General features: G+C 72.6%; 27 protein-coding genes and 1 pseudogene. 11 read left to right on the top strand and 17 right to left on the bottom strand.

Annotation, left to right across the window (positions count from 1 at the left end; all coding sequences use genetic code 11):
• Positions 1–68: 68 nt before the first annotated feature.
• Both AC069X_RS00510 and AC069X_RS00505 read left to right on the top strand, forming a co-directional pair.
• On the top strand, positions 69–842 hold the full coding sequence (locus AC069X_RS00510) for an SDR family NAD(P)-dependent oxidoreductase (protein ID WP_478723571.1): 774 nt from the start codon (positions 69–71) through the stop codon (positions 840–842).
• Positions 843–915: 73 nt separating this feature from the next.
• Positions 916–1,608 (top strand): ester cyclase, encoded by a 693-nt coding sequence (locus AC069X_RS00505; RefSeq protein ID WP_478723569.1) that lies wholly within the window; start codon positions 916–918, stop codon positions 1,606–1,608.
• 118 nt (positions 1,609–1,726) lie between these two features.
• On the opposite strand, the gene groL is transcribed toward AC069X_RS00505, so the two are convergent.
• Together groL and groES are read right to left on the bottom strand one after the other, a co-directional pair.
• Positions 1,727–3,355, bottom strand: coding sequence for a chaperonin GroEL (gene groL / locus AC069X_RS00500; RefSeq protein WP_478723567.1), 1,629 nt, complete (start codon positions 3,353–3,355; stop codon positions 1,727–1,729).
• A 110-nt stretch (positions 3,356–3,465) separates the two neighbouring features.
• Positions 3,466–3,774, bottom strand: a complete 309-nt coding sequence (groES, locus tag AC069X_RS00495) for a co-chaperone GroES (RefSeq protein WP_030230757.1) — start codon at positions 3,772–3,774, stop codon at positions 3,466–3,468.
• A gap of 298 nt (positions 3,775–4,072) precedes the next feature.
• On the opposite strand from groES, the gene AC069X_RS00490 reads away from it, so the two are divergent.
• The 4 genes from AC069X_RS00490 to AC069X_RS00475 are packed head-to-tail and all read left to right on the top strand — an operon-like array spanning position 4,073 to position 8,895.
• Positions 4,073–4,753 (top strand): response regulator transcription factor, encoded by a 681-nt coding sequence (locus AC069X_RS00490; protein ID WP_478723565.1) that lies wholly within the window; start codon positions 4,073–4,075, stop codon positions 4,751–4,753.
• Positions 4,746–6,164, top strand: a complete 1,419-nt coding sequence (locus tag AC069X_RS00485; protein ID WP_478723563.1) for a sensor histidine kinase — start codon at positions 4,746–4,748, stop codon at positions 6,162–6,164. The genes AC069X_RS00490 and AC069X_RS00485 overlap by 8 nt, the downstream gene beginning before the upstream one ends.
• Before the next feature lie 53 nt (positions 6,165–6,217).
• A complete protein-coding gene (locus AC069X_RS00480; protein ID WP_478723561.1) occupies positions 6,218–7,480 on the top strand; it encodes an LCP family protein in 1,263 nt (420 codons plus the stop codon).
• Complete coding sequence (locus tag AC069X_RS00475) at positions 7,468–8,895, top strand: FtsW/RodA/SpoVE family cell cycle protein (RefSeq protein WP_478723559.1); 1,428 nt, start codon at positions 7,468–7,470, stop codon at positions 8,893–8,895. Before AC069X_RS00480 ends, AC069X_RS00475 begins: the two co-directional genes overlap by 13 nt.
• Before the next feature lie 129 nt (positions 8,896–9,024).
• On the opposite strand, the gene AC069X_RS00470 is transcribed toward AC069X_RS00475, so the two are convergent.
• On the bottom strand, positions 9,025–9,435 hold the full coding sequence (locus tag AC069X_RS00470) for a VOC family protein (protein WP_478723557.1): 411 nt from the start codon (positions 9,433–9,435) through the stop codon (positions 9,025–9,027).
• A gap of 35 nt (positions 9,436–9,470) precedes the next feature.
• A complete protein-coding gene (locus AC069X_RS00465) occupies positions 9,471–9,779 on the bottom strand; it encodes a putative quinol monooxygenase (RefSeq protein ID WP_478723555.1) in 309 nt (102 codons plus the stop codon).
• Positions 9,780–9,878: 99 nt separating this feature from the next.
• On the opposite strand from AC069X_RS00465, the gene AC069X_RS00460 reads away from it, so the two are divergent.
• Together AC069X_RS00460 and AC069X_RS00455 are read left to right on the top strand one after the other, a co-directional pair.
• Positions 9,879–10,226, top strand: coding sequence for an ArsR/SmtB family transcription factor (locus tag AC069X_RS00460; protein WP_478723553.1), 348 nt, complete (start codon positions 9,879–9,881; stop codon positions 10,224–10,226).
• 41 nt (positions 10,227–10,267) lie between these two features.
• Entirely contained in the window at positions 10,268–11,317 is a 1,050-nt protein-coding gene (locus AC069X_RS00455) for an aldo/keto reductase (RefSeq protein WP_478724318.1), read from the top strand.
• Between the two features lie 505 nt (positions 11,318–11,822).
• On the opposite strand, the gene AC069X_RS00450 is transcribed toward AC069X_RS00455, so the two are convergent.
• Complete coding sequence (locus AC069X_RS00450) at positions 11,823–12,395, bottom strand: GNAT family N-acetyltransferase (protein WP_478723551.1); 573 nt, start codon at positions 12,393–12,395, stop codon at positions 11,823–11,825.
• Between the two features lie 494 nt (positions 12,396–12,889).
• Here AC069X_RS00450 and AC069X_RS00445 point away from each other — a divergent pair.
• A pseudogene (locus AC069X_RS00445) lies at positions 12,890–13,161 on the top strand (hypothetical protein).
• Between the two features lie 511 nt (positions 13,162–13,672).
• On the opposite strand, the gene AC069X_RS00440 reads toward AC069X_RS00445, so the two are convergent.
• Positions 13,673–14,542 (bottom strand): polysaccharide deacetylase family protein, encoded by an 870-nt coding sequence (locus tag AC069X_RS00440; RefSeq protein WP_478724316.1) that lies wholly within the window; start codon positions 14,540–14,542, stop codon positions 13,673–13,675.
• 14 nt (positions 14,543–14,556) lie between these two features.
• A complete protein-coding gene (locus AC069X_RS00435; RefSeq protein WP_478723549.1) occupies positions 14,557–15,504 on the bottom strand; it encodes a polysaccharide deacetylase family protein in 948 nt (315 codons plus the stop codon).
• A gap of 90 nt (positions 15,505–15,594) precedes the next feature.
• Here AC069X_RS00435 and AC069X_RS00430 point away from each other — a divergent pair, with 90 nt between their 5' ends.
• Positions 15,595–16,776, top strand: a complete 1,182-nt coding sequence (locus tag AC069X_RS00430) for a class I SAM-dependent methyltransferase (protein ID WP_478723547.1) — start codon at positions 15,595–15,597, stop codon at positions 16,774–16,776.
• A 106-nt stretch (positions 16,777–16,882) separates the two neighbouring features.
• Here the strand turns inward: AC069X_RS00430 and AC069X_RS00425 are convergent, their stop codons facing one another.
• From AC069X_RS00425 to tsaB, 5 genes are all read right to left on the bottom strand, one after another.
• Positions 16,883–17,554 carry a hypothetical protein gene (locus AC069X_RS00425; RefSeq protein WP_478723545.1) on the bottom strand — a complete coding sequence of 224 codons (672 nt, stop codon included), beginning with the start codon at positions 17,552–17,554 and terminating at the stop codon, positions 16,883–16,885.
• 106 nt (positions 17,555–17,660) lie between these two features.
• A complete protein-coding gene (locus AC069X_RS00420) occupies positions 17,661–17,942 on the bottom strand; it encodes a hypothetical protein (RefSeq protein WP_478723543.1) in 282 nt (93 codons plus the stop codon).
• A complete protein-coding gene (gene tsaD, locus AC069X_RS00415) occupies positions 17,939–19,090 on the bottom strand; it encodes a tRNA (adenosine(37)-N6)-threonylcarbamoyltransferase complex transferase subunit TsaD (RefSeq protein WP_478723541.1) in 1,152 nt (383 codons plus the stop codon). The genes AC069X_RS00420 and tsaD overlap by 4 nt, the downstream gene beginning before the upstream one ends.
• Positions 19,083–19,604 carry a ribosomal protein S18-alanine N-acetyltransferase gene (gene rimI, locus AC069X_RS00410; protein ID WP_478723540.1) on the bottom strand — a complete coding sequence of 174 codons (522 nt, stop codon included), beginning with the start codon at positions 19,602–19,604 and terminating at the stop codon, positions 19,083–19,085. The genes tsaD and rimI overlap by 8 nt, the downstream gene beginning before the upstream one ends.
• Positions 19,601–20,263, bottom strand: a complete 663-nt coding sequence (gene tsaB, locus AC069X_RS00405) for a tRNA (adenosine(37)-N6)-threonylcarbamoyltransferase complex dimerization subunit type 1 TsaB (protein WP_478723538.1) — start codon at positions 20,261–20,263, stop codon at positions 19,601–19,603. The genes rimI and tsaB overlap by 4 nt, the downstream gene beginning before the upstream one ends.
• Positions 20,264–20,398: 135 nt before the next feature.
• Here tsaB and AC069X_RS00400 point away from each other — a divergent pair, with 135 nt between their 5' ends.
• Complete coding sequence (locus tag AC069X_RS00400; RefSeq protein WP_478723536.1) at positions 20,399–20,956, top strand: hypothetical protein; 558 nt, start codon at positions 20,399–20,401, stop codon at positions 20,954–20,956.
• 92 nt (positions 20,957–21,048) lie between these two features.
• On the opposite strand, the gene AC069X_RS00395 is transcribed toward AC069X_RS00400, so the two are convergent.
• The 5 genes from AC069X_RS00395 to AC069X_RS00375 form a co-directional block, all read right to left on the bottom strand.
• Positions 21,049–21,225: a hypothetical protein gene (locus AC069X_RS00395; RefSeq protein WP_478723534.1), complete on the bottom strand. Its 177-nt coding sequence runs from the start codon at positions 21,223–21,225 to the stop codon at positions 21,049–21,051.
• Positions 21,226–21,395: 170 nt separating this feature from the next.
• Positions 21,396–21,950 (bottom strand): tRNA (adenosine(37)-N6)-threonylcarbamoyltransferase complex ATPase subunit type 1 TsaE, encoded by a 555-nt coding sequence (gene tsaE, locus AC069X_RS00390; RefSeq protein ID WP_478723533.1) that lies wholly within the window; start codon positions 21,948–21,950, stop codon positions 21,396–21,398.
• Positions 21,907–23,151 (bottom strand): alpha/beta fold hydrolase, encoded by a 1,245-nt coding sequence (locus tag AC069X_RS00385; protein WP_478723532.1) that lies wholly within the window; start codon positions 23,149–23,151, stop codon positions 21,907–21,909. The genes tsaE and AC069X_RS00385 overlap by 44 nt, the downstream gene beginning before the upstream one ends.
• On the bottom strand, positions 23,096–24,232 hold the full coding sequence (alr, locus tag AC069X_RS00380) for an alanine racemase (RefSeq protein WP_478723530.1): 1,137 nt from the start codon (positions 24,230–24,232) through the stop codon (positions 23,096–23,098). Before alr ends, AC069X_RS00385 begins: the two co-directional genes overlap by 56 nt.
• A gap of 263 nt (positions 24,233–24,495) precedes the next feature.
• The gene (locus AC069X_RS00375) at positions 24,496–25,959 is read right to left on the bottom strand and encodes an NAD(P)H-hydrate epimerase (protein ID WP_478723528.1); all 1,464 of its coding nucleotides are present in this window, start codon (positions 25,957–25,959) and stop codon (positions 24,496–24,498) included.
• Between the last annotated feature and the right edge of the window lie 2 nt (positions 25,960–25,961).

The raw sequence follows: 25,961 nt of genomic DNA, 5'->3' as shown, positions 1-25,961 counted from the left end.
GGAACACGGGATCGCACGCGCGTACCCGCCATGACACGGGAGCCGGCCCGGGCGGCTATTTTGCGCACATGACGACTGCGCTGATCACTGGATCCACGGCGGGCATCGGCGCCGCCTTCGCCCGGCGGCTCGCTTCCCAGGGCCACAACCTCGTACTGGTGGCCCGCGACACCAAGCGGCTGGCCGAACAGGCCACCGAGCTGCACGACCGGCACGGCATCGAGGCCGAGGTACTGGCCGCCGACCTCTCCACCGAAGAGGGCATCGCGGCCGTCGAGACCCGCCTCGGCGACCGTACGCACCCGGTCGACCTGCTCGTGAACAACGCGGGCTTCGGCAACAAGGGCCGCTACCTCGAAGTCTCCATGGCCGACGAGCTGACCATGCTGAAGGTGCACATCGAGGCGGTGCTGCGGCTGACCTCGGCGGCGACGGAGTCGATGCGCTCGCGCGGGCGCGGCGGCGTCATCAACGTGGCCTCGGTGGCCGCCTTCGTGCCGCGCGGCACCTACGGCGCCAGCAAGGCCTGGGTCGTGCAGTTCACCCAGGGCGCGGCGCGGGACCTCGGCGGGTCCGGGGTGCGCCTGATGGCCCTGTGCCCCGGTTTCGTGCGGACCGAGTTCCACCAGCGGGCGGGCATGGGGACGGACAACATCCCGGGCTGGCTGTGGCTCGACGCGGACAAGCTGGTGGCCGCCGCGCTGGCCGACCTGGCGCGCGGCCGGACCGTCTCGATCCCGGACCCGCGCTACAAGGCGCTGATGGGCGTGGTGAAGCTGACGCCGCGGGGGCTGCTGGGCGGCGTGTCCTCCCGTACCGGGCGCAAGTACGGACCCCAGTGACCCACCGGTAAACGGAGCGAAAAGGTGAATCCTCCCTAAACTGGACATGTCCCATCCAGCACGGGAGCCCACCATGACATTCGTACAACTGGTTGATTACAGGACTCACCAGCCCGAGGCGATGAACGACCTGCTGGACAAGTACGTCGCGCAGAGCCAGGGCAAGCGCACGGTCACCCACAGCATCGTGGGCAAGGACCGCGAACAAACGGACCACTACGTGAACTTCGTCGAGTTCCCGTCGTACGAGGAGGCCATGAAGAACTCCAACCTCCCCGAGACGGACCGGATGTTCCACGAGATGGTGTCCCTGTGCGACGGCATGCCGACCTTCACCAACCTCGACATGGTCCGCGACGAGCACCTCAACACCCTGCTGGCGAACCGGATGTACGACGACATCGCAATGAAGGGCGAGATGTCCGTCATCGAGGAGATCTTCGCCCCGGACTACCACGACCACGACGTCTCCAACCCCGAGGACAAGCACGGCTACGCCGCGATCCGCGAGGACGTCGAGATGTGGCGCGCCGCCTTCGACTTCACCTTCACCCGTGACGCCCAGATGGCGCAGGACGACTACGTCACCACGCTGTGGACCTGGACCGGCACGCACAAGGGCGAGTTCATGGGAGTCGCCCCGACCGGCAAGACCTGCACGATGACCGGCACCACGGTCTTCCGATGTCAGGACGGCAAGATCAAGGAAGGCTGGTGGCACTACGACGCCATGGCCGTGATGCGGCAGCTGGGCATCATGAAGTGACGCCCGCCCGGGCGGCCCGGGCATGCGGCCCGGGCATGCGGCCCGGGCATGCGGGAAGGCCCCCGTCCCACCGTGTGAACGGCGGGACGGGGGCCTTCCGTCGAAGCGCGCGGACGCGTCAGTGGCTGTGGCCGTGACCGTGGCCGTGACCGGCGTCGGCCTCCTCCTCCGCCGGCTTCTCGACGACCAGGGTCTCGGTCGTGAGGAGCAGGGAGGCGATGGAGGCGGCGTTCTCCAGGGCGGAGCGGGTGACCTTGACCGGGTCGATGACGCCGGCCTTGACCAGGTCGCCGTACTCACCGGTGGCGGCGTTGAAGCCCTGGCCCTTGTCGAGCTCGGCGACCTTCGAGGTGATGACGTAGCCCTCGAGGCCGGCGTTCTCGGCGATCCAGCGCAGCGGCTCGACCGCGGCGCGGCGGACGACCGCGACACCCGTGCCCTCGTCGCCGGCCAGACCGAGGTTGTCCTCCAGGACCTTGACGGCGTGGACGAGCGCGGAGCCACCGCCGGAGACGATGCCCTCCTCGACCGCGGCGCGGGTCGCGGAGATGGCGTCCTCGAGACGGTGCTTCTTCTCCTTCAGCTCCACCTCGGTGGCGGCGCCGACCTTGATGACGCAGACGCCGCCGGCGAGCTTCGCCAGGCGCTCCTGCAGCTTCTCGCGGTCCCAGTCGGAGTCGGTGGACTCGATCTCGGCCTTGATCTGGTTGACGCGGCCCGCGACGTCAGCGGCGTTGCCGCCACCGTCGACGATGGTCGTGTCGTCCTTGGAGATGGTCACGCGGCGCGCGGAACCGAGGACGTCCAGACCGGCCTGGTCGAGCTTGAGGCCGACCTCTTCGGCGATGACGGTGGCACCGGTGAGGGTGGCCATGTCCTGGAGCATCGCCTTGCGACGGTCACCGAAGCCCGGGGCCTTGACGGCGACCGCGTTGAAGGTGCCGCGGATCTTGTTGACGACGAGGGTGGAGAGGGCCTCGCCCTCGACGTCCTCGGCGATGATCAGGAGCGGCTTCGAGCCACCGGCCTGGATGACCTTCTCCAGCAGCGGCAGGAGGTCCTGGATGGAGGAGATCTTGCCCTGGTTGATCAGGATGTACGGGTCGTCGAGGACGGCCTCCATACGCTCCTGGTCGGTGACCATGTAGGGGGACAGGTAGCCCTTGTCGAAGGCCATGCCCTCGGTGAACTCGAGCTCCAGGCCGAAGGCGTTGGACTCCTCGACGGTGATGACACCGTCCTTGCCGACCTTGTCCATCGCCTCGGCGATGAGCTCGCCGACCTGGGCGTCCTGCGCGGAGAGCGCGGCCACGGCGGCGATGTCGGACTTGTCCTCGATCGGGCGGGCGGTCGCGAGGAGGTCCTCGGACACGGCCTTGACCGCGGCGTCGATGCCCTTCTTCAGGGCGGCCGGGGAGGCGCCGGCGGCGACGTTGCGCAGACCCTCACGGACGAGCGCCTGGGCCAGCACGGTGGCGGTGGTGGTGCCGTCACCCGCGATGTCGTTGGTCTTGGTCGCCACCTCCTTCACCAGCTGCGCGCCGAGGTTCTCGTACGGGTCGTCCAGCTCGACCTCGCGGGCGATGGTGACACCGTCGTTGGTGATGGTGGGGGCGCCGAACTTCTTGTCGATGACGACGTTGCGGCCCTTGGGGCCGATCGTCACCTTGACCGTGTCGGCAAGCTTGTTGACGCCGCGCTCGAGGGCGCGACGGGCGTCCTCGTCGAACTTCAGGATCTTCGCCATGGGAGCGGTTCAGCCCTCTCGAAAACTAGGTTTAACGAACCGCGCCCCTCGCCGCCCGGCAATCAGCGGGGTGACCAGGGGCGCAGCTCAAGCAAACTTCTTGAAGCGAATTACTTCTCGACGATCGCGAGCACGTCGCGGGCCGAGAGGACGAGGTACTCCTCGCCGCTGTACTTCACTTCGGTGCCGCCGTACTTGCTGTACAGCACGATGTCGCCGACGCTGACGTCCAGCGGGAGACGCTGGCCGTCCTCGAAGCGGCCCGGGCCGACCGCGAGGACGACGCCCTCCTGGGGCTTCTCCTTCGCGGTGTCCGGGATGACCAGGCCGGAGGCCGTGGTCTGCTCGGCGTCGAGCGGCTGGACCACGATGCGGTCCTCAAGCGGCTTGATGGCAACCTTGGAGCTGGCGGTCGTCACGATCCGACCTCCCCCTTCGGAGATCCGGGGTTAACTGTCTGAGGTGGCGACCAGGTCGATCCGTCGTCGCGGGTGCCGGACCTGCCTGTCGCTGTGTTGGCACTCACCGGGGGCGAGTGCCAGGTGCGAGACTATTCCGGCGATTAGCACTCGGTCAAGCGGAGTGCCAACACGGTCCGCCGGTTCCACGTATTCCGGCCGCCGAACCCCCCGTTCGGCTGAACCCCGACCCGGCCGGCACTGCCCCGCCGGGCGCCGGGGCCCGGGGATCCGCTGCCCGGTATGTGAGGCTTGGGGGGTGCGCATCCTCGTGGTCGAAGACGAAGAGAACCTGGCCGAATCCCTCCGTCAGGGCCTGTCCGCCGAAGGCCACCGCGTCGAGGTCGCCCACGACGGCCACCGCGGCCTCGAACTGGCCCTCACCGGCGGCCCGTACGACGTCGTCGTCCTCGACCGGATGCTCCCCGGCACCGACGGCACCGGGATATGCGCCCGGATGCGCGCCCACGGCGACCCCACCCCCGTCCTGATGCTGACCGCCCGCGACGGCGAGTACGACGAGGCCGAGGGCCTCGACGCCGGCGCCGACGACTACCTCACCAAGCCCTTCTCCTCCGTGGTCCTGGCCGCCCGCCTGCGCGCCCTCGTCCGCCGCGCGGCCGCCCCCGAACCCCCCGTGCTCCGGGCCGGGGACCTCTTTCTCGACCCTCCGGGCCGTCGCTGCCGCCGCGGCACGCACGACATCGAACTCACCGCCCGCGAGCTGGGCGTCCTCGCCTGCCTGATGCGCCGGCCCGGCACGGCGGTCCCCAAGCAGGACGTCCTCGACGAGGTGTGGGACTCCCCGCACGGCATCGACCCGAACATCGTCGAGGTCTACGTCTCCTCCCTGCGCAGGAAGATCGACGCCCCCTTCGGCCGCCGCTCCATCCTCACCGTCCACGGCACCGGCTACCGGATGGCGCCCGACGGTGGGTAGCGGGAGCCCGCGCGTCGGCGGCCCGCGCGTCGCAGGTCCGCGCGTCGGCGGTCTCCGGGCGCGGACCGCCCTTGCCGCCGCCCTCGCGATGGCCGCGGTCCTCGCCGCCGGCGGGCTGTGGCTGTACACCCTCATGCGCGCCAACCTCCTCGACAACACCACCGGCCGCACCGAGCTCGCCGCGCGCAAGGTCGCCGCCCAGCTCGACACCCGGACCCTCCCGCCCGGCGGCCGGCTGCCCGCGCCCGAGGGCGGGGTGGACCTGGTCCTCGTACGGGACGCCCGGGGCCGCGAGGTCGCCAGCACCGCCGCCGGAGCGCCCAAGGACCCGCCGCGCCTCGACGGGCTCCGCCCCGGGCCCGGCCAGGACTCCCGCTCGGCCGTACTGCCGCCCGCCCGCCCCGGCGCGCAGCGGCACGTGGTCGTCGCGGTCGAGGCCCCCGGCCCGCCGGACGCGCACGACCCGCACACCGTGTACGCGGTGACCGTGCTCGGCGACGTCGACGACGCCACCCGCGCCGTCGCCACCGGCCTCCTCCTCGGCGCTCCCCCGCTGACCGCCTTCGCGGCGGCCCTCGCCTGGTGGGCCACCGGGCGCGCGCTGCGCCCCGTCACCGCGATCCGCACCGGGCTCGCCGCCGTCACCGCGAGCGAGCTCGGCCGGCGCGTGCCCGACCCCGGCGGCGCCGACGAGATCGGCCTGCTGGCGCGCACCGTCAACGACACCCTCGACCGGCTGGAGCGCTCGGACGCCCGGCAGCGCCAGTTCACCGCCGACGCCTCGCACGAGCTGCGCAACCCCCTGGCCGCGGTGCGCTCCCGGCTGGAGGTGGCCCTCGCCATGCCGCGCCCCGACCGGGCGTCGGTCGCCGCCGCGCTGACCGACACCGAGCGGCTCCAGCGGATCGCCGCCGACCTCCTCCTGCTGGCCCGCCTCGACGGCGGACCCGCGCCGCGCCCCGAGCCGGTGGACCTGGCGCTGCTGGCGGCGGAGGACGCGGCGCGCCGGCCCGCGCCCCGGGTGCCGCTGCGGCTGGAGGCGCCCGCGCCCGTACCGGCGTACGGGGATCCGGCGCGGCTGGAGCGGGCCCTCGCCAACCTGGTGGACAACGCCCTGCGGTACGCGGACGCCGAGGTGGTGGTGCGGGCGGCCGCGCGGGACGGCTGGGCGGTGCTGGAGGTCGCCGACGACGGCCCGGGGATCCCGCGGGCGGACCGGGACCGGGTCTTCGAGCGGTTCGTACGGCTCGACGCGGACCGGGGCCGGGCCGGCGGCGGCACCGGGCTGGGGCTGGCCATCACCCGCGAGATCGCCCGGGCGCACGGGGGCGGCGTACGCGCCCTGGCGGGAGCCGGGGGGCGGGGCGCGCGGCTGGAGCTGCGGATCCCGTCGGGGCGGGGCGGCCGCTGACCGGGGTCGGGTTTCAGGATTCCTTCAGCGCCGCTGCGTCAGGATCGGGCGGTATGAGTGCGCGACGGAGGAAGACCACCGGCCACCGCAGGCCCTCCCGGCGCCGGCGGCTCGGGCGCACGCTGCTGCTCACGGGCTGCGCCCTGGCGGTGATGGCGGGCGGCGGCATCTGGTACGCCTACCACGACCTGGCCGCCGGCATCGGCAGCTCCAAGGCCCTGGACGGCGCCGAGAAGTCCGCCCACGGCGATGTGAACATCCTGCTGCTCGGGCTGGACAGCCGCCGCGACCAGAACGGCGAGCCGCTGCCGGAGCAGGTCCTCGACAAGCTGCACGCCGGCGGTTCGGACATCGGCGGCTACAACGCGAACACCATGATCCTGCTGCACGTACCGGGCGACGGCGGCGAGGCGAAGGCCTTCTCGATACCGCGCGACGACTTCGTGCAGATGGCGGGAGAGACCCCGGGCCACAAGGACAAGATCAAAAAGGCGTACGGGCTGGCGAAGGCGGCGAAGGAGGAGCAGCTCTCCCGGCAAGGGGTCAAGGACCGCCGCCGGCTGGAGCGGGAAGGGCGCGAGGCGGGGCGCAGGGCGCAGATCGAGACGGTGCGGAACTTCCTGGGCGTCCCGGTCGACCACTTCGCCGAGCTGAACCTGGCGGGCTTCTACCACCTGGCGGACGCGCTGGGCGGCGTACCGGTGTGCCTGAGGAAGCCGGTGAAGGACAGGTACTCGGGCGCCGACTTCCCGGCGGGCCGGCAGACCCTGAACGGGCAGCAGTCCCTGGCCTTCGTACGGCAGCGGCACGGTCTGGCCGGGGGCGACCTGGACCGGACGAAGCGGCAGCAGGCCTTCCTTGCGGGTGCGACGCAGAAGCTGAATTCGGTGGGGACCTTCGCGGATCCGGTGAAGCTGATAAAGCTGATCGACACCGCGAAACAGGACGTCGTGACGGACGAGGGGTGGGACCTGATGTCGTTCGTGAAGCAGGCGAAGAACCTCTCCGGAGGCAAAGTGCAATTCACGACACTTCCGGTGGAGGGCTTCGGAAGGAACCATGGGGAGGACATCAACGTCGTAGATGATATGAAGATAAAGCGCCTCATTGCCGAGCAGATCGGTCCCGGTCCGACCACTGCGACGACCCCGGGTGCGCCGGACGCCGTGCCGTCCGCTTCCGCTTCTTCCCCGTCCCCGTCCGCCACTTCCTCGCCCCCGTCGTCCGCCCCGCCGCCGCCCGCGCCCGCCCCTGCGCCGCAGGAGGAGAAGGAGAAGGACGTCATCGACGGCGGCGGCGTCCCGTGCGTGGACTGAGGCCCTCGTCGGTGTCGGGCGCCCGGCGCCGCACCGAAGCACTGCTGCTCGCCCTGGTCATCGGCACCGCCGTCTTCGGCCACGTCAGCGCCGGACTCGCCATGAACGGCGAGCTGCCGCAGCACCTCACCAGCTTCGTGATCAGCATGACGCTGCTGTCACTGGTGGGACACCTGGGGATCCGCCGGTTCGCGGCGTACGCGGACCCGCTGATCTTCCCGCTCGCCATGCTGCTGACCGGGCTCGGGCTGGTGCTGATCCACCGGCTCGACCAGGGCTACATCGAGCGGTGGAACTCCGTGGCCAACGCGCCCGACCAGCTGATGTGGACGGTGGTCGGGGTCGCCGCGTGCCTGCTGGTGGTGGCGCTGCTGCGCGACCACCGGCTGCTCCAGCGGTTCATCTACATCACCATGGCCGTCGCACTGGTGCTGCTGATCGCGCCGGCGTTCTTCGGCGCGGACACGTACGGCGCGAAGCGGTGGATCATCCTCTTCGGCTTCTCGCTCCAGCCGGGCGAGTTCGTGAAGATCATGATCGCGATCTTCTTCGCGGGGTACCTCGTCATCCACCGCGACTCCCTGGCGCTGACGGGCCGGAAGTTCCTGGGCATGCGGCTGCCGCCGATGCGCCAGCTCGGGCCGATCATCACGGTGTGGATCATCTCGCTGCTCGTGCTCGTCTTCGAGCGCGACCTCGGCACGTCGCTGATCTTCTTCGGCGTCTTCGTGGTCATGCTGTACGTGGCCACCGAGCGCACCAGCTGGATCGTGTGCGGCCTGCTCATGGCGGCGGTGGGCGCCTTCGTGGTGGGCTCGACCGAACCGCACGTCAAGGCGCGCGTCGCCGCCTGGCTGAACCCGCTGGCGATCTACTCGCCGAACCCCCCGGAGGGCCTGAACTCGGAGCAGTCCGCGCAGGCCCTGTTCAGCTTCGGCACGGGCGGCGTCTCGGGCACCGGCCTCGGGATGGGTCACCCGGAGCTGATCAAGTTCGCGGGGCGCAGCGACTTCATCCTGACGACCGTGGGCGAGGAGCTCGGCCTGGCCGGGGTCATGGCCGTCCTGATCGTCTACGCCCTGCTGGTGCAGCGGGGCCTGCGGATGGCGCTGGCCGCGCGGGACCCGTTCGGCAAGCTGCTGGCGGTGGGCCTGGCGGCGGCACTGGCGCTCCAGGTCTTCGTGGTCGCCGGCGGCGTGACGGGCCTGATCCCGCTGACCGGCAAGGCCCTGCCCTTCCTGGCGAAGGGCGGCTCCTCGCTCCTGGCCAACTGGATCATGATCGCCCTGCTGCTGCGCATCAGCGACAGCGCGGAACGCCAACGCGAAGCGGACGCCCGCGGCCCGGCGGAAACCACGATCACCCCGGTGGTGGCGGGCGCGGGAGCGGCGGGCGCGGGAGCGGCGCTTCGGTAGGGGCTCTCGGCGCGGGCCGAGAGCCGGAGCCGGGGGGGCGGTGGGGCGATGGGCCGGTGAGGCGTTGGGCCCGTGGGGCGTTGGGCCCGTGGGGCGTTGGGCCCGTGGGGCGTTGGGCCCGTGGGGCGACTAGTCGCGCTCGGGCCAGACGGGGCCCTGATCGGTCCAGGTGACACCCTTGTTGCGGCAGAGGCAGAAGGGGTGGCCGATGGGGTCGACGTAGACGCGGAAGCCGTAGCCGTCGGGGTCGACGCAGTCCCGCCGGAGGGTCGCGCCGAGGGCCAGGACACGACCCTGTTCGGCCTCGATGTCGTCGACCTCGAAGTCGAGGTGGAACTGCTTGGGATGCTCGCTGTCGGGCCACTGCGGGGCGCGGTAGTCCTCCACCTGGATGAAGGCCAGTTCGATCTCGCCGAACCGGATGCCGGCCCAGTGCTCGTTGCTGCCCTCCTTGACCGGGAGCCCCGTCACCTCGGAGTAGAAGGCGGCCAGCTTCATCGTGTCCGGGCAGTCGATGATGAAATCGGTCAGTCGCAGCATTCCGCGATCTTGCCACAAGGCCGGAAGGGCAGGGCCTAGTGGCCGTGCGGGCTGCGCATCTCCACGAAGCGGAGCTCCAGGTCCGTGGCCAGGTAGTCCATCCGGCGTTCCCAGAACTCCCGCAGGTGCGGCAGCGCCAGGTGGGCGTCCAGGTCGGCCTGGCTGCGCCACACCTCGTAGAACACGAAGACGCCGGGCTCCTCGCGGTCCTCGTGGAAGTGGTACTCCAGGCAGCCCGGCTCCCGCCGCGTGGGCTCGACGAAGGAGAGCAGAAGCTCCATGAGCTCCGCGGCGCGTTCGGGCTTGGGGCGGGCGACGCCGACGACTGTGACGAGCTGGTCCATCAAGGTTCTCCCCCACAGGTAGGTACGAGCTGGTTCGTACCTCTCGGACGGTAGCAGCCGCCGGAGGTAAGATCCAGTCCATACCTGAGGGAGGTCGCCATGCCCGACGACGAGGGCCATCCGGACGTCGAGGAGATCGCGCTCGGCAAGGTGCTGTCCGCACTCGCCGATCCACTGCGCCGCCGCGTGGTGCGCGAGCTGGCCACCGCCCCCGAAGGAACGGCGCGCACCTGCGCCTCCTTCGCCCTGCCGGTCTCGAAGGCGACGGTCACCCACCACTTCCGCACCCTGCGGGAGGCCGGCCTGATCCACCAGGTCGACCGGGGCAACAGCCGGATGGCAGGCCTTCGCCGAGCGGACATCGAGGCCCGCTTCCCCGGACTCCTCGCCATCCTGACGGCCGAACCGGACGACGGGGCCGCCGGGCCGCCGGCCGCGAGGGGTTGACCTGGAGTCCGCTCGAACTCCTAGAGTCCGCCGGTATGACCATGCGATACCGAAACCTGGGCGGCACCGGCATCGAGGTGAGCACGTACTGCCTCGGCACGATGATGTTCGGCGCGATCGGCAATCCCGATCACGAAGACTGCGCGCGCATCATCCACACCGCCCTCGACCAGGGCATCAACTTCGTCGACACCGCCGACATGTACTCCGCCGGCGAGTCCGAGACGATCGTCGGCAAGGCGCTCAAGGGGCGCCGGGACGACGTCGTACTCGCCACCAAGGTGCACTTCCAGATGGGCGAGGGCCGCAACCGCAGCGGCAACTCGCGGCGCTGGATCACCCGGGCCGTCGAGGACAGCCTCCGGCGCCTCGACACCGACTGGATCGACCTGTACCAGGTACACCGTCCCGACCCCTCGACCGACATCGAGGAGACCCTGGCCGTCCTCGGCGACCTCGTCCGAGCCGGGAAGATCCGTGCCTTCGGCTGCTCCACCTTCCCCGCCGCGGAGATCGCCGAGGCACACCACGTCGCGGAGCGCCGCGCGCTGCCGCGTCCGCGGACCGAGCAGCCGCCGTACTCGATCCTCGCGCGCGGCATCGAACGGGACGTCCTGCCCGTCGCGCAGCGCCACGGCATGGGGGTGCTGACCTGGAGCCCGCTGGCGTCCGGCTTCCTGAGCGGCAAGCACCGGCTGGGCCGTGACATCGACATGACCACGGGCCGGGCGGCGCTGCACCCCGCGCGCTTCGACATGTCCATCCCGGGGAACGTCGCCAAGCTGGAGGCCGTCGAGAAGCTCGCGGAGGTGGCGGACGGGATCGGCCGGACGGTGCCGGAGCTCGCCCTCGCCTTCCCCCTCGCGCACCCGGCCGTCACCTCGGTCATCATCGGCCCGCGCACGGCCGGGCAGCTGGAAGCCGCGCTGAAGGGGGCCGACCTGGTCCTGGACGACGCGGTGCTGGACCGGATCGACGAGATCGTCCCGCCGGGCACCAACCTCTACCACCCGGACGGCGTCTGGCAGCCACTCGCCCTCACCGACCCGTCCCGACGCCGCCGCCCGCTCAACGACCGCGCGGCGGGGTAGGGGGGCGGGGGCTGGGGCTGCCCACCCCCTCGCCTGCCGGGCGGGGTGCGGGGGCGGTGGCCCCTGGGGCGGGGTCGGGGAGGGGCTGGGGGTTTCCCGTCAGTCCCATCGTCGTTCCGTGTCGTGCCGGCCTGTCAAGGGCGCTCCTTCGTCGCGTCACTTCGTGATCGCCTTCGGCGACCCTTGACAGCCCGACCCGCCCCGGAAAGCCGAAAGACTGCCGGGAAACCCCCAAAAGAACGGTCACGGGGCAGAAGAGGGAGGAGCGGGTCCCTCAGTGCTGAGGCGAGGGGCCGGGAGCCGGCCCGCCGGGCATCCGGGCGGCCTTGAGCACTGATTCAGGGCCGGGGGCCCGGCTACCTGCAAGGGAGGTTGATCAGAGCGACCTGCGGACCACCCAAGCGCGATGGATCGCTACGCGCTCCTCCCGGATTGGCGTCCGGCGGCCGTCCGGGGCTGATGCGTGCATCAGAGGCAGCGGTGCGCGGGACAGCCCCGGCGGGTGTCACCGGGGCGGCAGGAGCATGGCGTCGTAGACCGGCGATTCGGGGGCGTGCTTGATGCGGCCGATCACTTCGTAGCCCCAGCGCGGGTAGGCGGAGCGGGCGGGCTCGTTGTCGACGATGCAAGTGAGGGTGGTCCAAGGCTCCTGGCGGCCACCGACCATCGTGTCGTGGAGGGCGCGGCCGAGTCCTCGGCCGGCGTGGGTGGGGAGGACCATGAGTTCCCTCAGCCAGAACACGTCGCCCGCTTCTGCGGCCTTCCTGGCATCTGCGGGAACCTTCTCCTCCCTCAGGAGGGATTCCCACCAAGCACGGTCCGGGGTGAGGGTCACGCCGTGGACGTACCCGGCGAGGGTGCCGTCCGGCAGGTGCGCGGTGACGACCTCGAAGCCGTCCATGTCGTAGGCGGCCCGCAGGCGGGAGTCATAGGTCTCCACCGAGAAGAACGGGTCGCCCGCGTAGGGAGGGGTGTCGTACACCTCGGCGTAGACGGCCAGCAGTTCGTCCGTGATCGAACGGGCCCGGTGGGCGGCATCGCGGGTGAAGCTGATCTCGGTGAACGTCCGCGCGGTCATCGGAACTCCGTTCATGCGATGTGGGTGGTGAGCAGGTCCATGGTCGCCAGGGCCTGTGGGGCATTCTGGACCTTCTCGAACGAACACGAGCCGGCGACGCGGACGGGTAGACGTCTGTCCGGCTTCGATCAGCCGCAACGACTCCTTTGCAGCCACATCCGTACGATCGAGATCGGCGGTACCGAGGGCCGCCCGCGCCAGCCGTGCCAGACACATGCCCCTCCACCGCCTGGAGCGCCCGGTCCTGCGACGATTCACTTCTCGCTACCTACGAACTGCTGGCGAGGTGACCATGCGTGTGATGTCTCACGAGACTGCCCGCGTCGAAGACCCAACCTGTCCCGCCGGCCACGTGCTCTGCGCTGGACGGTCAGCCATGATCCGGTCCACTGCCGGCAGCGAACCCCCGAGCTGGATGTGTCCGCTGCGGACTCCCTGGACACCGTGATCCTGCCCCCCCCTGGCCGCGCGCATCGTCCTCAAAGGGCTGCTCAATGGGTGAGCGCTACGAGTACCTGCCCCATCGGCTTCTGTGTCGTCGCGTCCGCGATATCGCATCCGGCGCGGAGGGCGAGCTGATGGCCGTGATCAACGAGAACGTTTCGGACACGACCGCCGAGCACTGGATGGAACTCGCCTACGTTCGCGGCGCGTCCGGTCGGGAGTTCTCCACCGCCGTCGCCAACATCGAGCCTGCCTGACGTCATTCGTAGATCATGATCAGCCCCGGACGGCCGCCGGACGCCAATCCGGGAGGAGCGCGTAGCGATCTGCCGCGTCTGCCGGCTCCCAGGTCGATCTGTTCGTCCTCTCCTGCAGGTATCAGCCCCGGACGGTCGTCGGACGCTTGGCCGGGAGGAGCGCGTAGCGATCCGTCGCGCTTGGGTGGTCCGCAGGTCGCTCTGATCAACCTCCCGTGCAGGTAGCCGCACCCCCGGCCCTGAACCGGGGTTCAAGGCCGCCCGGATGCCCGGCCGGCCATGGCCCGGTCCCTCGTCTCGTCCATGACAGGCCCGTCCCTCCCTCTTCTGCCCCGTGACCGTTCTTTTGGGGGTTTCCCGGCAGTCTTTCGGCTTTCCGGGGCGGGTCGGCCTGTCAAGGGTCGCCGAAGGCGATCACGAAGTGACGCGACCGAAGGGAGCGCCCTTGACAGGCCGGCCCGACACGGAACGACGATGGGACTGACGGGAAACCCCCAGCACCTCCCCGACCCCGCCCAAGGGGATACCGCCCACCGCACCCCGCCCGGCAGGAGAGGGGGTGGGCAGCCCCGCCCCCTACAGGTAGTCCTCCAGGCGGCCTATCTTGTAGCCCTGGTCCTGGATCCGCTGGAGCATGCGGGTCGTCATCTGGGTTTCCGTCGCGCCCTTGAGTTCCGACGGGCCGCGGAAGTGGGCCAGGACGATGTCGCCGGGTTTGAGGGCGGAGCCTTCCGCGTACTGGAAGTCGTTGATCTGCATCGACGCCCGCCACAGGACCACCGTCTGGGCCCCGCATTCGGCGGCGGCCTTGAGGGTGTCGTCGTTGTAGTTGCCGAACGGCGGGCGGAAGAGGGGCGGGCGCTTGCCGAAGCGTTTCTCCAGGTGGTCCTGCTGCCCGCATATCTCCTTCTTCTGCGCCGCGTAGGGCAGGGTGCGGAGGTTCGGGTGGGTCAGGGTGTGGTTGTTTATCGTGCTGCCGGAACCGTTGTCGCGGAGCTTCTCGAAGTGGCCGTAGTCCGAGGAGGCCACGTTGTCCGTCAGGAACATGCTGATCGGCAGCTTCAGTTCCGCCGCCATCTTCAGGAACTCGGGGTCTTTCTCCGCGCCGTCGTCGAAGGTCAGGAAGACGACCTTCTCCGTCGGCGCGACGGGTATTCGGTCCAGTACGGCGGCCTTGCCCGGGGCGGCCTTGGGGAGTTGCGGCCGCTGGGCAGGCTTGGGGGCGTACTGGAGGGGGGCCTTCAGACCCCACTTGCGGTAGGCCTCGTCCCCCGCCGAACCGGCCTGCGCGGAGCTCGCCGCGGGGGCCGGTGCGGACGGGGAGGCCGACGGGGACGCGGTGTCCTGCGCGGTCTTGCGGCCCAGCCGTTCGATGGGATCCACGCTGTTCCCGCATCCCGTCAGGGACAGCGCGAGCGCGCCGGCCGTCAGCGTCCCGGCCACCAGCCGGCGCGCGTACCTCACAAGTAGTCCTCCAGGCGGGCCACGGCGTATCCCTTGTCCGTGACGGTCTTCATGACATGACGGATCATGTCAGGCATCGTGCCCTTCCAGTCTTCCCGGCCCCGGAAGTGCGTGAGGATGATGTCGCCCGGGTGCAGGTCGCGGTCCCATTCGCGGTAGTCCATGCGGTTCACGAACGCCTCGGCGTTCCACAGCGGAACCGCCTTGATGCCGCACGACTTGGCGGCCTTCAGGGTGTCCTGGTTGTAGTTGCCGTAGGGCGGGCGGAAGAGCGTGGGCCGCTTGCCGAACTGCTTCTGGATGGTGTCCTGCTGGCCGCAGATCTCCTCGCGCTGCTGCTCGTAGGAGAGTCCTGGCATGTAGCGGTGGTTGAGGGTGTGGTTGTTCAGGGTGACGCCCGCCGCCTGCATCTCCTTGAAGTAGGGGTAGTTCTCGCGCACGAGGTAGTCACTGAGGAACGCCGTGTACGGGATCTTCAGCTCCCGCATCATCCTGATGAACTCGGGGTCCTTCTCGGCCCCGTCGTCCACGGTCAGGAAGACGACCTTGTCCTCGGTGGGGATGGTGGTGAAGACCGGGGGCAGTTCGTCCTGGTCCTCGACCTCGAAGCCCTCCCGCGTGGTGATCTCGGGCTTCTCCTTCGGCGCGGGCGGGGCCAGGAGCGGCGTCTTGGCGAGCCGCCACTTCTTCGCCATGGCGATCCGGGCCTGCTGGGCGGCCTTGAGCTTCTCGGCGGGGTTGGCGAGCGCGCCGGCCGCGCCGCCCGCCTCCGCGCCCTGGCCGGGCTTGCCCTTGGCCGGCTTCTCGGGCTCCGTGGCGCCGCACCCCGTGCCCAGGGCGGCGACCAGCAGTGCGGCCAGGGCCACCCCGTACCGGCCGCGCGGGTATCCCGTGGGCCGGTGACCAAACTGCGAAGTATTTCCCTTTTGTCGTACAAGCTGCATAGCTGCGGATCTTTTCACCACGCGGCTCGCCGCCCCGGACGACACCACGGCCGGACCCCCGCCTTCCACCGGCTGGCCCACAATGGACCGGTGACCCCCGAAGACTTCGCCGCGCTCCTCACCCCCGAGGGCCGCGCTCTCCTCGACTCGCTCCGCGACTACGACCCCGCCCAGGAGCTGGCCGTGGCCACCCGGCTGCGCCGCGAGCACCCCGCAGGGCTGGTGTCGGCCGCGCTGGGGCAGGCCCGGCTGAGGCAGCGGGCGGTGGCGAAGTTCGGGGCCGAGGACGCGTTCCGGATGTACTTCACGCCCGGCGGCGGTGAGATGGCCACCCGCGCGCCGGTGGCCGCGTACCGCGCCGAGCGGCTCGCGGCACTGGGCGTACGGAGCGTCGCGGACCTGTGCTGCGGGATCGGCGGGGACGCGCTGGCGCTGGCCCGGCGCGGGATCCGGGTGCTGGCGGTCGACCTCGACCCCCTGACGGTGGCCGTGGCCCGGGCCAACGCCGAGGCGCTGGGGCTGGCGGACCTGATCGAGGTCCGGGAGGCCGACGTGACGGCGGTCGACGTGTCCTCGTACGACGCCGTCTTCGTCGACCCCGCGCGGCGGGGCGGGCGCGGCCGCGTCTTCGACCCGGAGTCGTACTCGCCGCCGCTGTCCTGGGCCGTGGAGACGGCCCGCGCGGCGAAGGTCGCGGCCATCAAGATCGCGCCCGGGATCCCGCACGAGGCGGTGCCCGCCGAGGCCGAGGCCGAGTGGATCTCCGACCACGGGGACGTGAAGGAGGCCGTGCTGTGGTTCGGCACCGCCCCCGGCACGGTACGGGCCACCCTGCTGCCGGGGCCGGTCGGGCTGGAGACCGCCGAGCCGCTGCCGGACCCCGAGGCGGGGCCGGTGGGACGCTGGCTGTACGAGCCCGACGGGGCCGTGATCCGCGCGCACCTCGTCGCGGAGGTCGCCGGGCAGCTGGACGGGCGGCTGATCGACCCGACCATCGCCTACATCACCGCCGACGAGCTGCGGGAGACGCCGTACGCGACGGCGTACGAGATCACGGACGTGCTGCCGTTCGGGCTGAAGAAGCTGAAGGCGCTGCTGCGGGAGCGGGGGGTCGGGATCCTGACGGTGAAGAAGCGGGGGTCCGCGATCGAGCCGGAGGAGCTCCGCAAGAAGGTCAAGCCGCAGGGGCCGAACTCCGCGACGGTGTTCCTCACGCGGGTGGCGGGGGCGCCGTCGATGCTGATCGGCCACCCTTCCCCCGGCCGGGGGTAGCGGGGTCCCGCCGCCGCCCCGCCCGGGTGGCGGCCGGTCCGACGGGGCCCGGCGCCCCGAGCGCCGGCGGGGCCGAAGCCGGCCGGCTGCGCGAGCCGGCCCCGGGTCAGGCGCCGGCGAGGCTGGAGTTCGTTGCCCGGAGGGCGGGGCGGTCCGGCGGCCGGGGGGCGGGGGTGTGGGTCCAGCGGTGGTACGCCGCCGCCTTGGCCAGGCCCAGCAGGGCGGTGATCCACAGGATCATGCCGAAGCCCGTGAAGTACGCCACCTCCCCGTACGTGTCCGTGCCCGGGCGCGCCCCGGCGGCCGACGCGAAGGCCAGCCACAGCCCGAAGCCGCCCAGCGCCAGGGAGGCCGTCAGCCACACCGCGCTGCGGGCCGGGGCGCGCAGGCGGGCGTCGGTCTCGGGGTCGGGCCCCGCCAGGACCCAGGCGCACAGCAGCTGCCGCATCCGCCGCTCCTGCCGGGCGCCCCGCGCGAAGCGGAGCCCCGCCCACAGCAGTACGGCGGCCCCGGCCGCGGAGCACGCGACGCCGCCGAGTCCGCCCGGCCCGCCGCCCGCCTCGAAGGCCGTCACGGCCAGCCCGAGGAGGGTCCAGCCGAGCGAGAAGGCCGCCGCGACGCCCCAGAGCGACAGCAGCCGCCCGAGCCCCAGGTTCCGCCGGCTCAGGTCCGCGAGGAAACGCGCACGGTCGGCCCGTACGACGCCCTCGTCCAGCCACTCGCGCAGGTGCGCGGGCGGCGGCGGAGGCGGAAGCTCACGGCCAGGGAGTGTCGGCATGCGCATGACCCTAACGGCGGTGCTTCGAGCTTCACCGCAGCACTCCTCGACCTGCGGCCCGACCTGCGGCCCGACCTGCGCCCCGACCAGCGCCCCGACCAGCGCGTCAGCCCGTACCGGCGCCCGTGGTCTCCACCGACTCGAACCGCCAGCGGTGCACCGCCCGGGTGATCAGGTCGGCGGCCGGTTCGGGCAGCTCGGGCAGCTCAGCCGCCAGGCCCTCCGGGGCCTCCCACCAGGTGATCACGAGCACCCGGTCCTGCGGGGCGCGCAGCACCTCGCGGCGTACCGGCTCCCGGGCGAGGACCTGCGCCCGGGCCCACTCCATGAGCTCGTTGCCCCGGCCCTCGACGGCCCGGGCCTCCCACATCAGCGCGACGGTGCTCACGAGTAGAGGTTGTCCTTGCTGAGCTCGTGCACGTGGTCGTGGTCGTGCGAGTGCCCGTGGCCGTGCCCGTGCCCGTGCCCGTGAGAGTCCCCGTGCTCGTGCGACGTGCCCGGCACGTGCGGGTCGGTCACCGGCAGCGAGGAGTCCGCCGACAGGTCCCAGTCGGAGGCCGGCCGGTTGCGCTTGACCATCTCCGCGCCCAGCGCCGCGACCATCGCGCCGTTGTCGGTGCACAGCTTCGGCCGCGGCACGCGCAGGATGATGCCCGCGGCGTCGCAGCGCTCCTGCGCGAGCGAGCGCAGCCGGGAGTTGGCCGCGACGCCGCCGCCGATCATCAGGTGGTCCACGCCCTCGTCCTTGCACGCGCGGATCGCCTTGCGGGTCAGCACGTCGACCACGGCCTCCTGGAAGGACGCCGCCACGTCGCGCACCGGCACCTCCTCGCCCGCGTTGCGCTTGGCCTCGATCCAGCGGGCCACCGCCGTCTTGAGGCCGGAGAAGGAGAAGTCGTACGCCGCGTCGCGCGGCCCCGTCAGCCCGCGCGGGAAGTTGATGGCCTTCGGGTCGCCCTCCTTCGCGAGCCGGTCGATGACCGGACCGCCGGGGAAGCCCAGGTGCAGCACGCGCGCGATCTTGTCGAAGGCCTCGCCCGCCGCGTCGTCGATGGTGGCGCCCAGGGGCCGTACGTCGCTGGTGATGTCGGGGGCGAGCAGCAGCGAGGAGTGCCCGCCGGACACGAGCAGCGCCATGGTCGGCTCGGGCAGCGGCCCGTGCTCCAGCTGGTCGACGCAGATGTGGGAGGCGAGGTGGTTGACCCCGTACAGCGGTTTGCCGAGCGCGTACGCGTACGCCTTGGCCGCCGAGACGCCGACCAGCAGCGCCCCCGCGAGGCCCGGACCTGCGGTGACGGCGATGCCGTCGAGGTCGCGGGCGCTGACCCCGGCCTCCTTCAGGGCGCGCTCGATGGTGGGGACCATCGCCTCCAGGTGCGCGCGGGAGGCCACTTCGGGCACGACCCCGCCGAAGCGGGCGTGTTCGTCGACGCTCGACGCGACCGCGTCGGCCAGCAGGGTGGTGCCGCGGACGACGCCGACGCCGGTCTCGTCGCAGGAGGTCTCGATGCCGAGGACGAGCGGTTCGTCAGCCATTGCTCTCACTGCTCTCAGGGTTTTCGGTTCTGGTCTGTGCCGGGTCGGTCAGGCGCATCACGAGCGCGTCGACGTTGCCGGGCTGGTAGTAGCCGCGCCGGAAGCCGATCGGCTCGAAGCCGAACCGCTCGTAGAGCCGCTGGGCGCGGGTGTTGTCCACCCGTACTTCCAGCAGCACCTCGGCGCATTCGAAGGCGGTCGCGGCGCGCAGCAGGTCGGTGAGGAGCCGGGCGCCGAGGCCCGTGCCCCACTGGTCCTTGGCGGCGGCGATGGTCTGTACGTCGCCCAGGTCGCCGGCGGCGGCCAGTCCGGCGTAGCCGACGAGGCGGCCGGTCCCGGGCTCTTCGGCGACGACGTAGTGGCGGGTGGCCCGTGCGCCGCGCGCGTGGGCGAGTTCGGACCAGAACATCCCGGCCGACCAGGCGTCGTCGGGGAAGAGCTCGTGTTCCAGCTCCAGCACCGGTTCGATGTCCCACCAGCGCATCTCGCGGAGCACTGCGGTCGGGGCCGTCACTGCGGGGTGACCACCTTGTAGTTCTTGGGGACCTGCGCGTCGGGGCGGCGCAGGTAGAGCGGGGTCGGAGGGAGGAATTCCGCACCCGTCGCGAGGCGTTCGGCGGCCAGGGCGGCCAGGGCCGCGGCCGACTGGTGCACGGGGCCGCGCGCGTCGGGGAAGACGTCCGGGTAGAGGGCGGCGCCCTGGCCGACGGCCGGGAGGCCGGCGACCTGCTCGGCGATGTCGGCCGGGCGGTCGACGGCGGGCTCGCCGGCCCGGGTGCGCGGGTCCTCGTAGCGCGCCCAGTAGACCTCCTTGCGCCGCGCGTCGGTGGCGACGGTGAAGGGGCCCTCGATCCCGGCGGTTCCCGCGGCGTACGCGAGCCCGTCGAGGGTGCACAGGCCGTGTACGGGGACGCCGAGGACGGCGGCGAAGGTGGAGGCGGTGACGAGGCCGACGCGGAGTCCGGTGTAGGGGCCGGGGCCGACGCCGACGACGATGCCGGTGACGGCTTCGAGCTTGATCCCGGCCTCGGCGAGGACCTGGTCCACGGAGGGCAGCAGGAGCTCCCCGTGGCGGCGGGCGTCGACCTGGTTCGACTCGGCGAGGACGGATTCCCCGTCGTGCAGGGCGACGGTGACGGCGGGCGTGGCGGTATCTACGGCGAGCAAGAGCACGCGAACAGCCTACGACTCCCCGGCCCCAGGGCCTTGCGGCCGGTCGGGACGGGGCCCGGCTGCTACCTTTCGACCGGGTACACACGCGGGTCGCCCGAGAGTTCGACGATCCGGGGCGCGGAGAGGTGGAGCAAGGTGGCAAGCAGCAGCTCGGGAATCGTGGCCGGGCTCACCGCGGCGGCGCTCGTCGCCATCGGCTTCCTGGGCTACCAGGCCTCCGCGACGGCGCCCGCGCTCCCCGCGAAGCCCGCCGGGCAGGCTCCGGCCGCGGCCCAGAACCAGCCCCCGGCCAAGCAGGAGCCGGCGAAGCCGGCGACGGTGCCGGCCGACTCGGGGACGGGCGTGCGGGTGGTGTACGCGGTGTCCCAGAAGAGGGTGTGGCTGGTCACGGAGGACGGCAAGGAGCCGCGGACGTTCACGGTCATGCCGAGCACGGTGCACCCGGCGCCCGGTAACTACGTGGTCACCTCCCGCGCGGCGACGGTCACCGGCACGGACGGGGTGCCGATCGAGCACGTCGTGCGGTTCACCACCACCGAGGGAATCGCGATCGGCTTCAGCGCCCGCGTGGACGGCACGATGCCGGAGCCGGACCTCTCGAAGAAGACCGGCGGCATCCGCATGGCACGCGCCGACGGCGACGCGATGTGGGCCTTCGCGACGCGGGACACGAAGGTCGTCGTCATCGCCTGACGGTGCCCCTGGTGTCCCTGGTGCCGCCCCCGGCCGGGGGCGGCGCGCACGACGCGCCGCACCACGCGGGGTGATTCACCCGAACGTGGGTATCAGGCCGCTTCCGGTTCAGGGGCGGCCTGTTCCGCGTCCTCGCCGCGCACGGCGTCCGCCTCCGGTTCCGCCTCCGTGCGGGCGGGCGGCGTGGACACCGCCGTGGCGGCCACGCCCGCCGCGAGCAGGGCCCGCATGGACACGACGGGCGCTCGCTCTGCTCCTGCTGCCGACATGGCTGCCTCCTGAGACCCCGGGACGCCGCACTTAGGTAACCCTAACCAGCGCTCGGTACCATGTCATCACGCGAGCCCGCGCCAACGCAATATCTTCCCGACGACTTGTCGGTACGTTGTCGGACGGGTGGCCGGAACCACGGCGGTGCGGCGGTGCGGCAGTGCGGCGGCTACCGCGCGGACAGCGCCGCCAGCTCCGCGCCGGCCCACCGCGCGCCGACGCCGCGCAGCGCGACCTCGCGCACGTCGTCCAGGACCTCCTCGTGGCCGACGGCGCGCCCGATCACCACGTGCAGCCGGTCGTCCGAGAGCTCCTCGACCTTGCCGTCGCCCCACTCCACGACGACCACGGACTCGGGCAGCGAGACGTCGAGGTCCAGGTCCTCCATCTCGTCGAGCCCGCCGCCGAGCCGGTACGCGTCCACGTGCACCAGTGGCGGACCGTCGCCCAGCGACGGGTGGACCCGGGCGATCACGAAGGTCGGCGAGGTCACGGCCCCGCGCACGCCGAGCCCCTCCCCCAGCCCCCGGGTCAGGGTGGTCTTGCCCGCGCCGAGTTCGCCGGTCAGCAGGACCAGGTCGCCGGGGCGCAGCAGGCCGGCGATCCTGCGGCCCAGCTCCTGCATGGAGGCGGGCGAGTCGACGGTGATCAGGGTTTCTGCGGCGGCCTCGGCCAGGGCCTCAGCGGCCGGGCTGCGCGGCGCTTCCCGCGGTACTTCTTCCATGTCCCCCAACGTTAGCCGTTGCGGGCAGGGCTCCGGTCCGCGCCAGGAGACCGGTCAGCAGGCCGGTCACGATGTCGGGGCGCTCCAGCATCATCAGGTGCCCGGTGTCCTCCAGGACCACCAGCTCGGCGGCGGGCAGCTCCTCCTTGATGGTCACGCTGTGCCCGGCCGGGGTGATCATGTCCCGGTCGCCGGCGACGACGGTGACGGGCATGTCCGCGAACCGCTGGAGGGCGGCGCTCTTGTCGTGGGTCTGGAAGGCCGGGTAGAACTCCGCGACCACGTCGATCGGGGTCGCCTCGATCAGCCGCTCGGCGAAGCGCGCCACGCCCGGGTCCACGTCGCGGGAGCCGAAGGAGTACATCTTGATCATGCCGGCGAAGAGGTCGGCGGTGGCCCTGCGGCCCTTCTCCACCAGTTCGACCTGGGAGCCGAGCGCCTTCAGCACACCGGGCAGGATGCGGCGCACCGCGCCCAGTCCGAGGGAGGGCAGCCCGTACGTCACCTCGTCGAGCCGGCCGCTGGAGGTGCCGACGAGGGCCACGCCGAGCACGCGGTCGCGCACCAGCTCGGGGAACTGCTCGGCGAGCGCCATCACGGTCATGCCGCCCATGGAGTGGCCGACGAGGACGAGCGGGCCCTCGGGCGCGGTGGCGTCGATGACGGCCTTCAGGTCGCGGCCGAGCTGGTCGATGGTCACCGGCTCGCCGTCGGCCTGGGCCAGGCCCCGGGCGCTGCGGCCGTGGCTGCGCTGGTCCCAGTACACGGAGCGGACGACTCCGCGCAGCGCGGCGCGCTGGAAGTGCCAGGAGTCCTGGGCCAGGCAGTAGCCGTGGCAGAAGACGACGGTGGCGTCCTCCGCCGGGCTCCGGCGCCGCAGCCGGCGCTTCTTGCCGCCCTCGGGCAGCTCGTCGACCTCGTAGTACAGCTCGGTGCCGTCCTCGGCGCGGCAGACGCCCTCGGTGCCGCGCAGGGAGCCGTAGTCCCCGGCGGCGTCGAGCGCGAGGCGCGCCTTCATCCGGATGCCGCGCCCCACGGTGATCCGCTCGACCGCGACACCGGCCGCGGCGCCCGCCGCCAGCACGCCGATCGCGGCGCCGGCCCAGCCGGCCTTGCGCCAGTTCTCGCTCACGACGTCGCCGCCCTCACTCGCCGAGGTAGACCCGGGGGACCCGGCCTCCGATACGGGTGACGATCTCATACGCGATCGTGTGCGCCGCTTGAGCCCAGTCCTCGGCGGTCGGCTCGCCGCGTTCGGCGTCCCCGAAGAAGACGGCCTCGTCGCCGGCTTCGGCGAGGTCCTCACCGAGGTCCACGACGATCTGGTCCATGGCGATCCGTCCGGCGGCCTGGCGGACCTTGCCGGCGACGAGCACCGGCCCGCGGCCGGAGGCGCTGCGCGGGAGGCCGTCGGCGTAGCCGGCGGGGACGAGGGCGAGGTGGGTCTCGGCCCCGGTGACGTAGTGGTGGCCGTAGCTGACGCCGTGCCCGGCGGGGACGGTCTTGACCAGCGCGAGGGAGGCCTTGAGGGTCATGGCGGGGCGCAGGCCGAGCTGGGCGGGGGTGCCGAGTTCGGGTGAAGGGGACACGCCGTAGACGGCGAGGCCGGTGCGCACCAGGTCGAAGTGGCTCTCGGGGAGGGTGAGCGTCGCGGGCGAGTTGGCGATGTGCCGCACCTCGGGGTCGACGCCCTCCTTCTCCGCGTAGGCCAGCATGTCGCGGAAGGCGTCGAGCTGAAGCCGGATGGACGGGTGGCCGGGCTCGTCGGCGCACGCGAAGTGGGACCAGACGCCGGTGACCCGGACGGTGCCCTCGGCCTGGGCGGCGACGGCCGCGCCGACCAGTTCGGCCCAGTCGGCGGGCTGGCAGCCGTTGCGGCCGAGGCCGGTGTCGGCCTTGAGCTGGATACGGGCGGTACGGCCGGCCGCGCGGGCGGCGGCCCGGACCTCGTCCAGGGCCCACATCCCGCTGACGGACACGTCGATGCCGGCCTCGACGGCTTCCCGCCAGGGCCCGCCGGGGGTCCAGAGCCAGCACATGATCCGGCCCTCGACGCCGGCGGCGCGCAGGGCGAGCGCCTCGTCGGGGGTGGCGGTGCCGAGCCAGGTGGCACCGGCCTCCTGTGCTGCGCGGGCGCACTGGACGGCACCGTGCCCGTAGGCGTTCGCCTTGACGACGGCCATCAGCTCGGCCCGGGGTGCCCGCGCGCGCAGGGCGCGTACGTTCTCCCGTACTGCGTCAAGATCGATCTCGGCGTACACGCGCATCGGTGTCTCGTTCATCGCCCACAGTCTCTCAGAACCCGTACCCGCCGGTGATCGGGCATGGTTCGCCCGTATTTCCCGACTCGCCCCCCGGCCCCGCCGGCGTTCGAGGCGCGGAAGCCGGCGCGCAGCCCCCGGAAGGGGTCCGGGCCCGGCCCCGCCGGCGTTCGACGCGCGGAAGCCGGGGCGCAGCCCCCGGAAGGGGGTCCGGGCGCAGCCCGGGGAACGGTGGAAGGGCGGGGAGGGGCCGGCACCGCAGGGCCGGCAACCCCGGCCGGGGGTCAGGCGCGGACCGACCGCCAGGCACCCGGCAGGGCCTCGGCCACCTCCTGCGCCACCACCGGCGCCCCACCGCCGGCCGGCCCCCCGGCCGCCAGCCGCCCGGCCAGCCCGTGCAGGTACGCGCCCACCGACCCGGCGTCCACCCCGCCCAGCCCACCCGCCAGCAGCGCCCCCGCCAGCCCGGACAGCACGTCCCCGCTCCCGGCGGTGGCCAGCCACGGCGTACCCGTCGGGTTCACCCGCACGGCCGCACCCCCGCCCCCGCCCCCGCCTCCGCCTCCGCCTCCGCCGGAGGCGATCAGCGTCGTCGACCCCTTCAGCAGCACCGCCGCCCCGTACCGCCCGGCCAGCTCCCGCACGGCGGCCAGCCGCCCGGCCTCCACCGACTCCCGCGGCACCCCCAGCAGCGCCGCCGCCTCCCCCGCGTGCGGGGTCAGCAGGGTCGCCGCCCGGCGTCCCCGCACCACCGCCGGGTCCAGCCCGCGCAGCCCGTCCGCGTCGACCAGCACCGGCACGTCCCGGTCGGCCAGGGCCCGTTCGACCTCGGCGGCCCGCCCGGACCCGAGCCCGGGACCGACCACCCAGGCCTGCACCCGCCCCCGCCCGACCAGCACTTCGGGGTGGCGCGCCAGCACGGCGTCCGCCGCCGGGCCCACGTACCGCACCGCGCCCGCGCCGCCCCGCAGGGCCCCCGCCACGGCGAGCACGGCCGCGCCGGGGTACTCCTCCGACCCGGCGACGACCCCGACGACGCCCCGCCGGTACTTGTCGCTGGACGCCCCGGGCACCGGCAGCAGCCGCGCCACGTCGGCGTGCTGGAGCGCCTCCAGCTCCGCCGCCGGGCCGCCGGGCAGCTCCAGCCCGATGGGGACGAGCCGCACCGCGCCCGCCCGCGAGGCCCCGGGGTCGATCAGCAGCCCGGGCTTGTACGCGCCGAAGGTCACCGTGACATCGGCCGACACCGCAGGGCCCCCGACCTCCCCAGTGTCCGCGTCGACCCCGCTCGGCAGGTCGACGGCGACCACGAGGGCCCCCGCCGGGATCTCCTCCACCAGCGCGGCCGCGGCCGGCCGCAGCCCGCCCCGGCCGCCGATGCCGGTGAGCCCGTCCAGGACGAGGTCGGCCCGCGCGGGCACCGACCCGGCGACCCGTCCCCCGGCGGCCCGCAGCGCGGCCAGCCCGCCCGGGTGCAGCCGCGCCGGGTCCATCGGCACCGCCGTCACCCCGGCACCGCGCCGCGCGAGGCGGGCGCCCGCGTACAGCGCGTCGCCGCCGTTGTCCCCCGGGCCGGCCAGCAGCACGACCCGGGACCCGTAGACCCGGCCCCGGCGCCGCGCCAGCAGCTCCGCGCACACGGCGGCCAGCCCGGCCGCGGCCCGGGCCATCAGGGCGCCTTCCGGCAGCCGTGCCATCAGCTCGCGCTCGGCGGCCCGTACGGTCTCCACGCTGTAGGCGGTACGCATGG

This window comes from Streptomyces sp. NPDC043896 (genome assembly GCF_056435605.1).
The sequence above is the reverse complement of the archived record's forward strand: the minus strand, read 5'-3'. Positions and strand labels throughout refer to the sequence as shown.

Coding starts and splice junctions, on each gene's coding strand:
- AC069X_RS00510 (WP_478723571.1), top strand. CDS start 69: ATGACGACTGCGCTGATCACTGGATCCACGGCGGGCATCGGCGCCGCC.
- AC069X_RS00505 (WP_478723569.1), top strand. CDS start 916: ATGACATTCGTACAACTGGTTGATTACAGGACTCACCAGCCCGAGGCG.
- groL (WP_478723567.1), bottom strand. CDS start 3,355: ATGGCGAAGATCCTGAAGTTCGACGAGGACGCCCGTCGCGCCCTCGAG.
- AC069X_RS00480 (WP_478723561.1), top strand. CDS start 6,218: ATGAGTGCGCGACGGAGGAAGACCACCGGCCACCGCAGGCCCTCCCGG.
- AC069X_RS00470 (WP_478723557.1), bottom strand. CDS start 9,435: ATGCTGCGACTGACCGATTTCATCATCGACTGCCCGGACACGATGAAG.
- AC069X_RS00465 (WP_478723555.1), bottom strand. CDS start 9,779: ATGGACCAGCTCGTCACAGTCGTCGGCGTCGCCCGCCCCAAGCCCGAA.
- AC069X_RS00460 (WP_478723553.1), top strand. CDS start 9,879: ATGCCCGACGACGAGGGCCATCCGGACGTCGAGGAGATCGCGCTCGGC.
- AC069X_RS00455 (WP_478724318.1), top strand. CDS start 10,268: ATGCGATACCGAAACCTGGGCGGCACCGGCATCGAGGTGAGCACGTAC.
- AC069X_RS00450 (WP_478723551.1), bottom strand. CDS start 12,395: ATGACCGCGCGGACGTTCACCGAGATCAGCTTCACCCGCGATGCCGCC.
- AC069X_RS00435 (WP_478723549.1), bottom strand. CDS start 15,504: ATGCAGCTTGTACGACAAAAGGGAAATACTTCGCAGTTTGGTCACCGG.
- AC069X_RS00425 (WP_478723545.1), bottom strand. CDS start 17,554: ATGCCGACACTCCCTGGCCGTGAGCTTCCGCCTCCGCCGCCGCCCGCG.
- tsaD (WP_478723541.1), bottom strand. CDS start 19,090: ATGGCTGACGAACCGCTCGTCCTCGGCATCGAGACCTCCTGCGACGAG.
- AC069X_RS00395 (WP_478723534.1), bottom strand. CDS start 21,225: ATGTCGGCAGCAGGAGCAGAGCGAGCGCCCGTCGTGTCCATGCGGGCC.
- tsaE (WP_478723533.1), bottom strand. CDS start 21,950: ATGGAAGAAGTACCGCGGGAAGCGCCGCGCAGCCCGGCCGCTGAGGCC.
- AC069X_RS00385 (WP_478723532.1), bottom strand. CDS start 23,151: ATGAGATCGTCACCCGTATCGGAGGCCGGGTCCCCCGGGTCTACCTCG.
- alr (WP_478723530.1), bottom strand. CDS start 24,232: ATGAACGAGACACCGATGCGCGTGTACGCCGAGATCGATCTTGACGCA.
- AC069X_RS00375 (WP_478723528.1), bottom strand. CDS start 25,959: ATGCGTACCGCCTACAGCGTGGAGACCGTACGGGCCGCCGAGCGCGAG.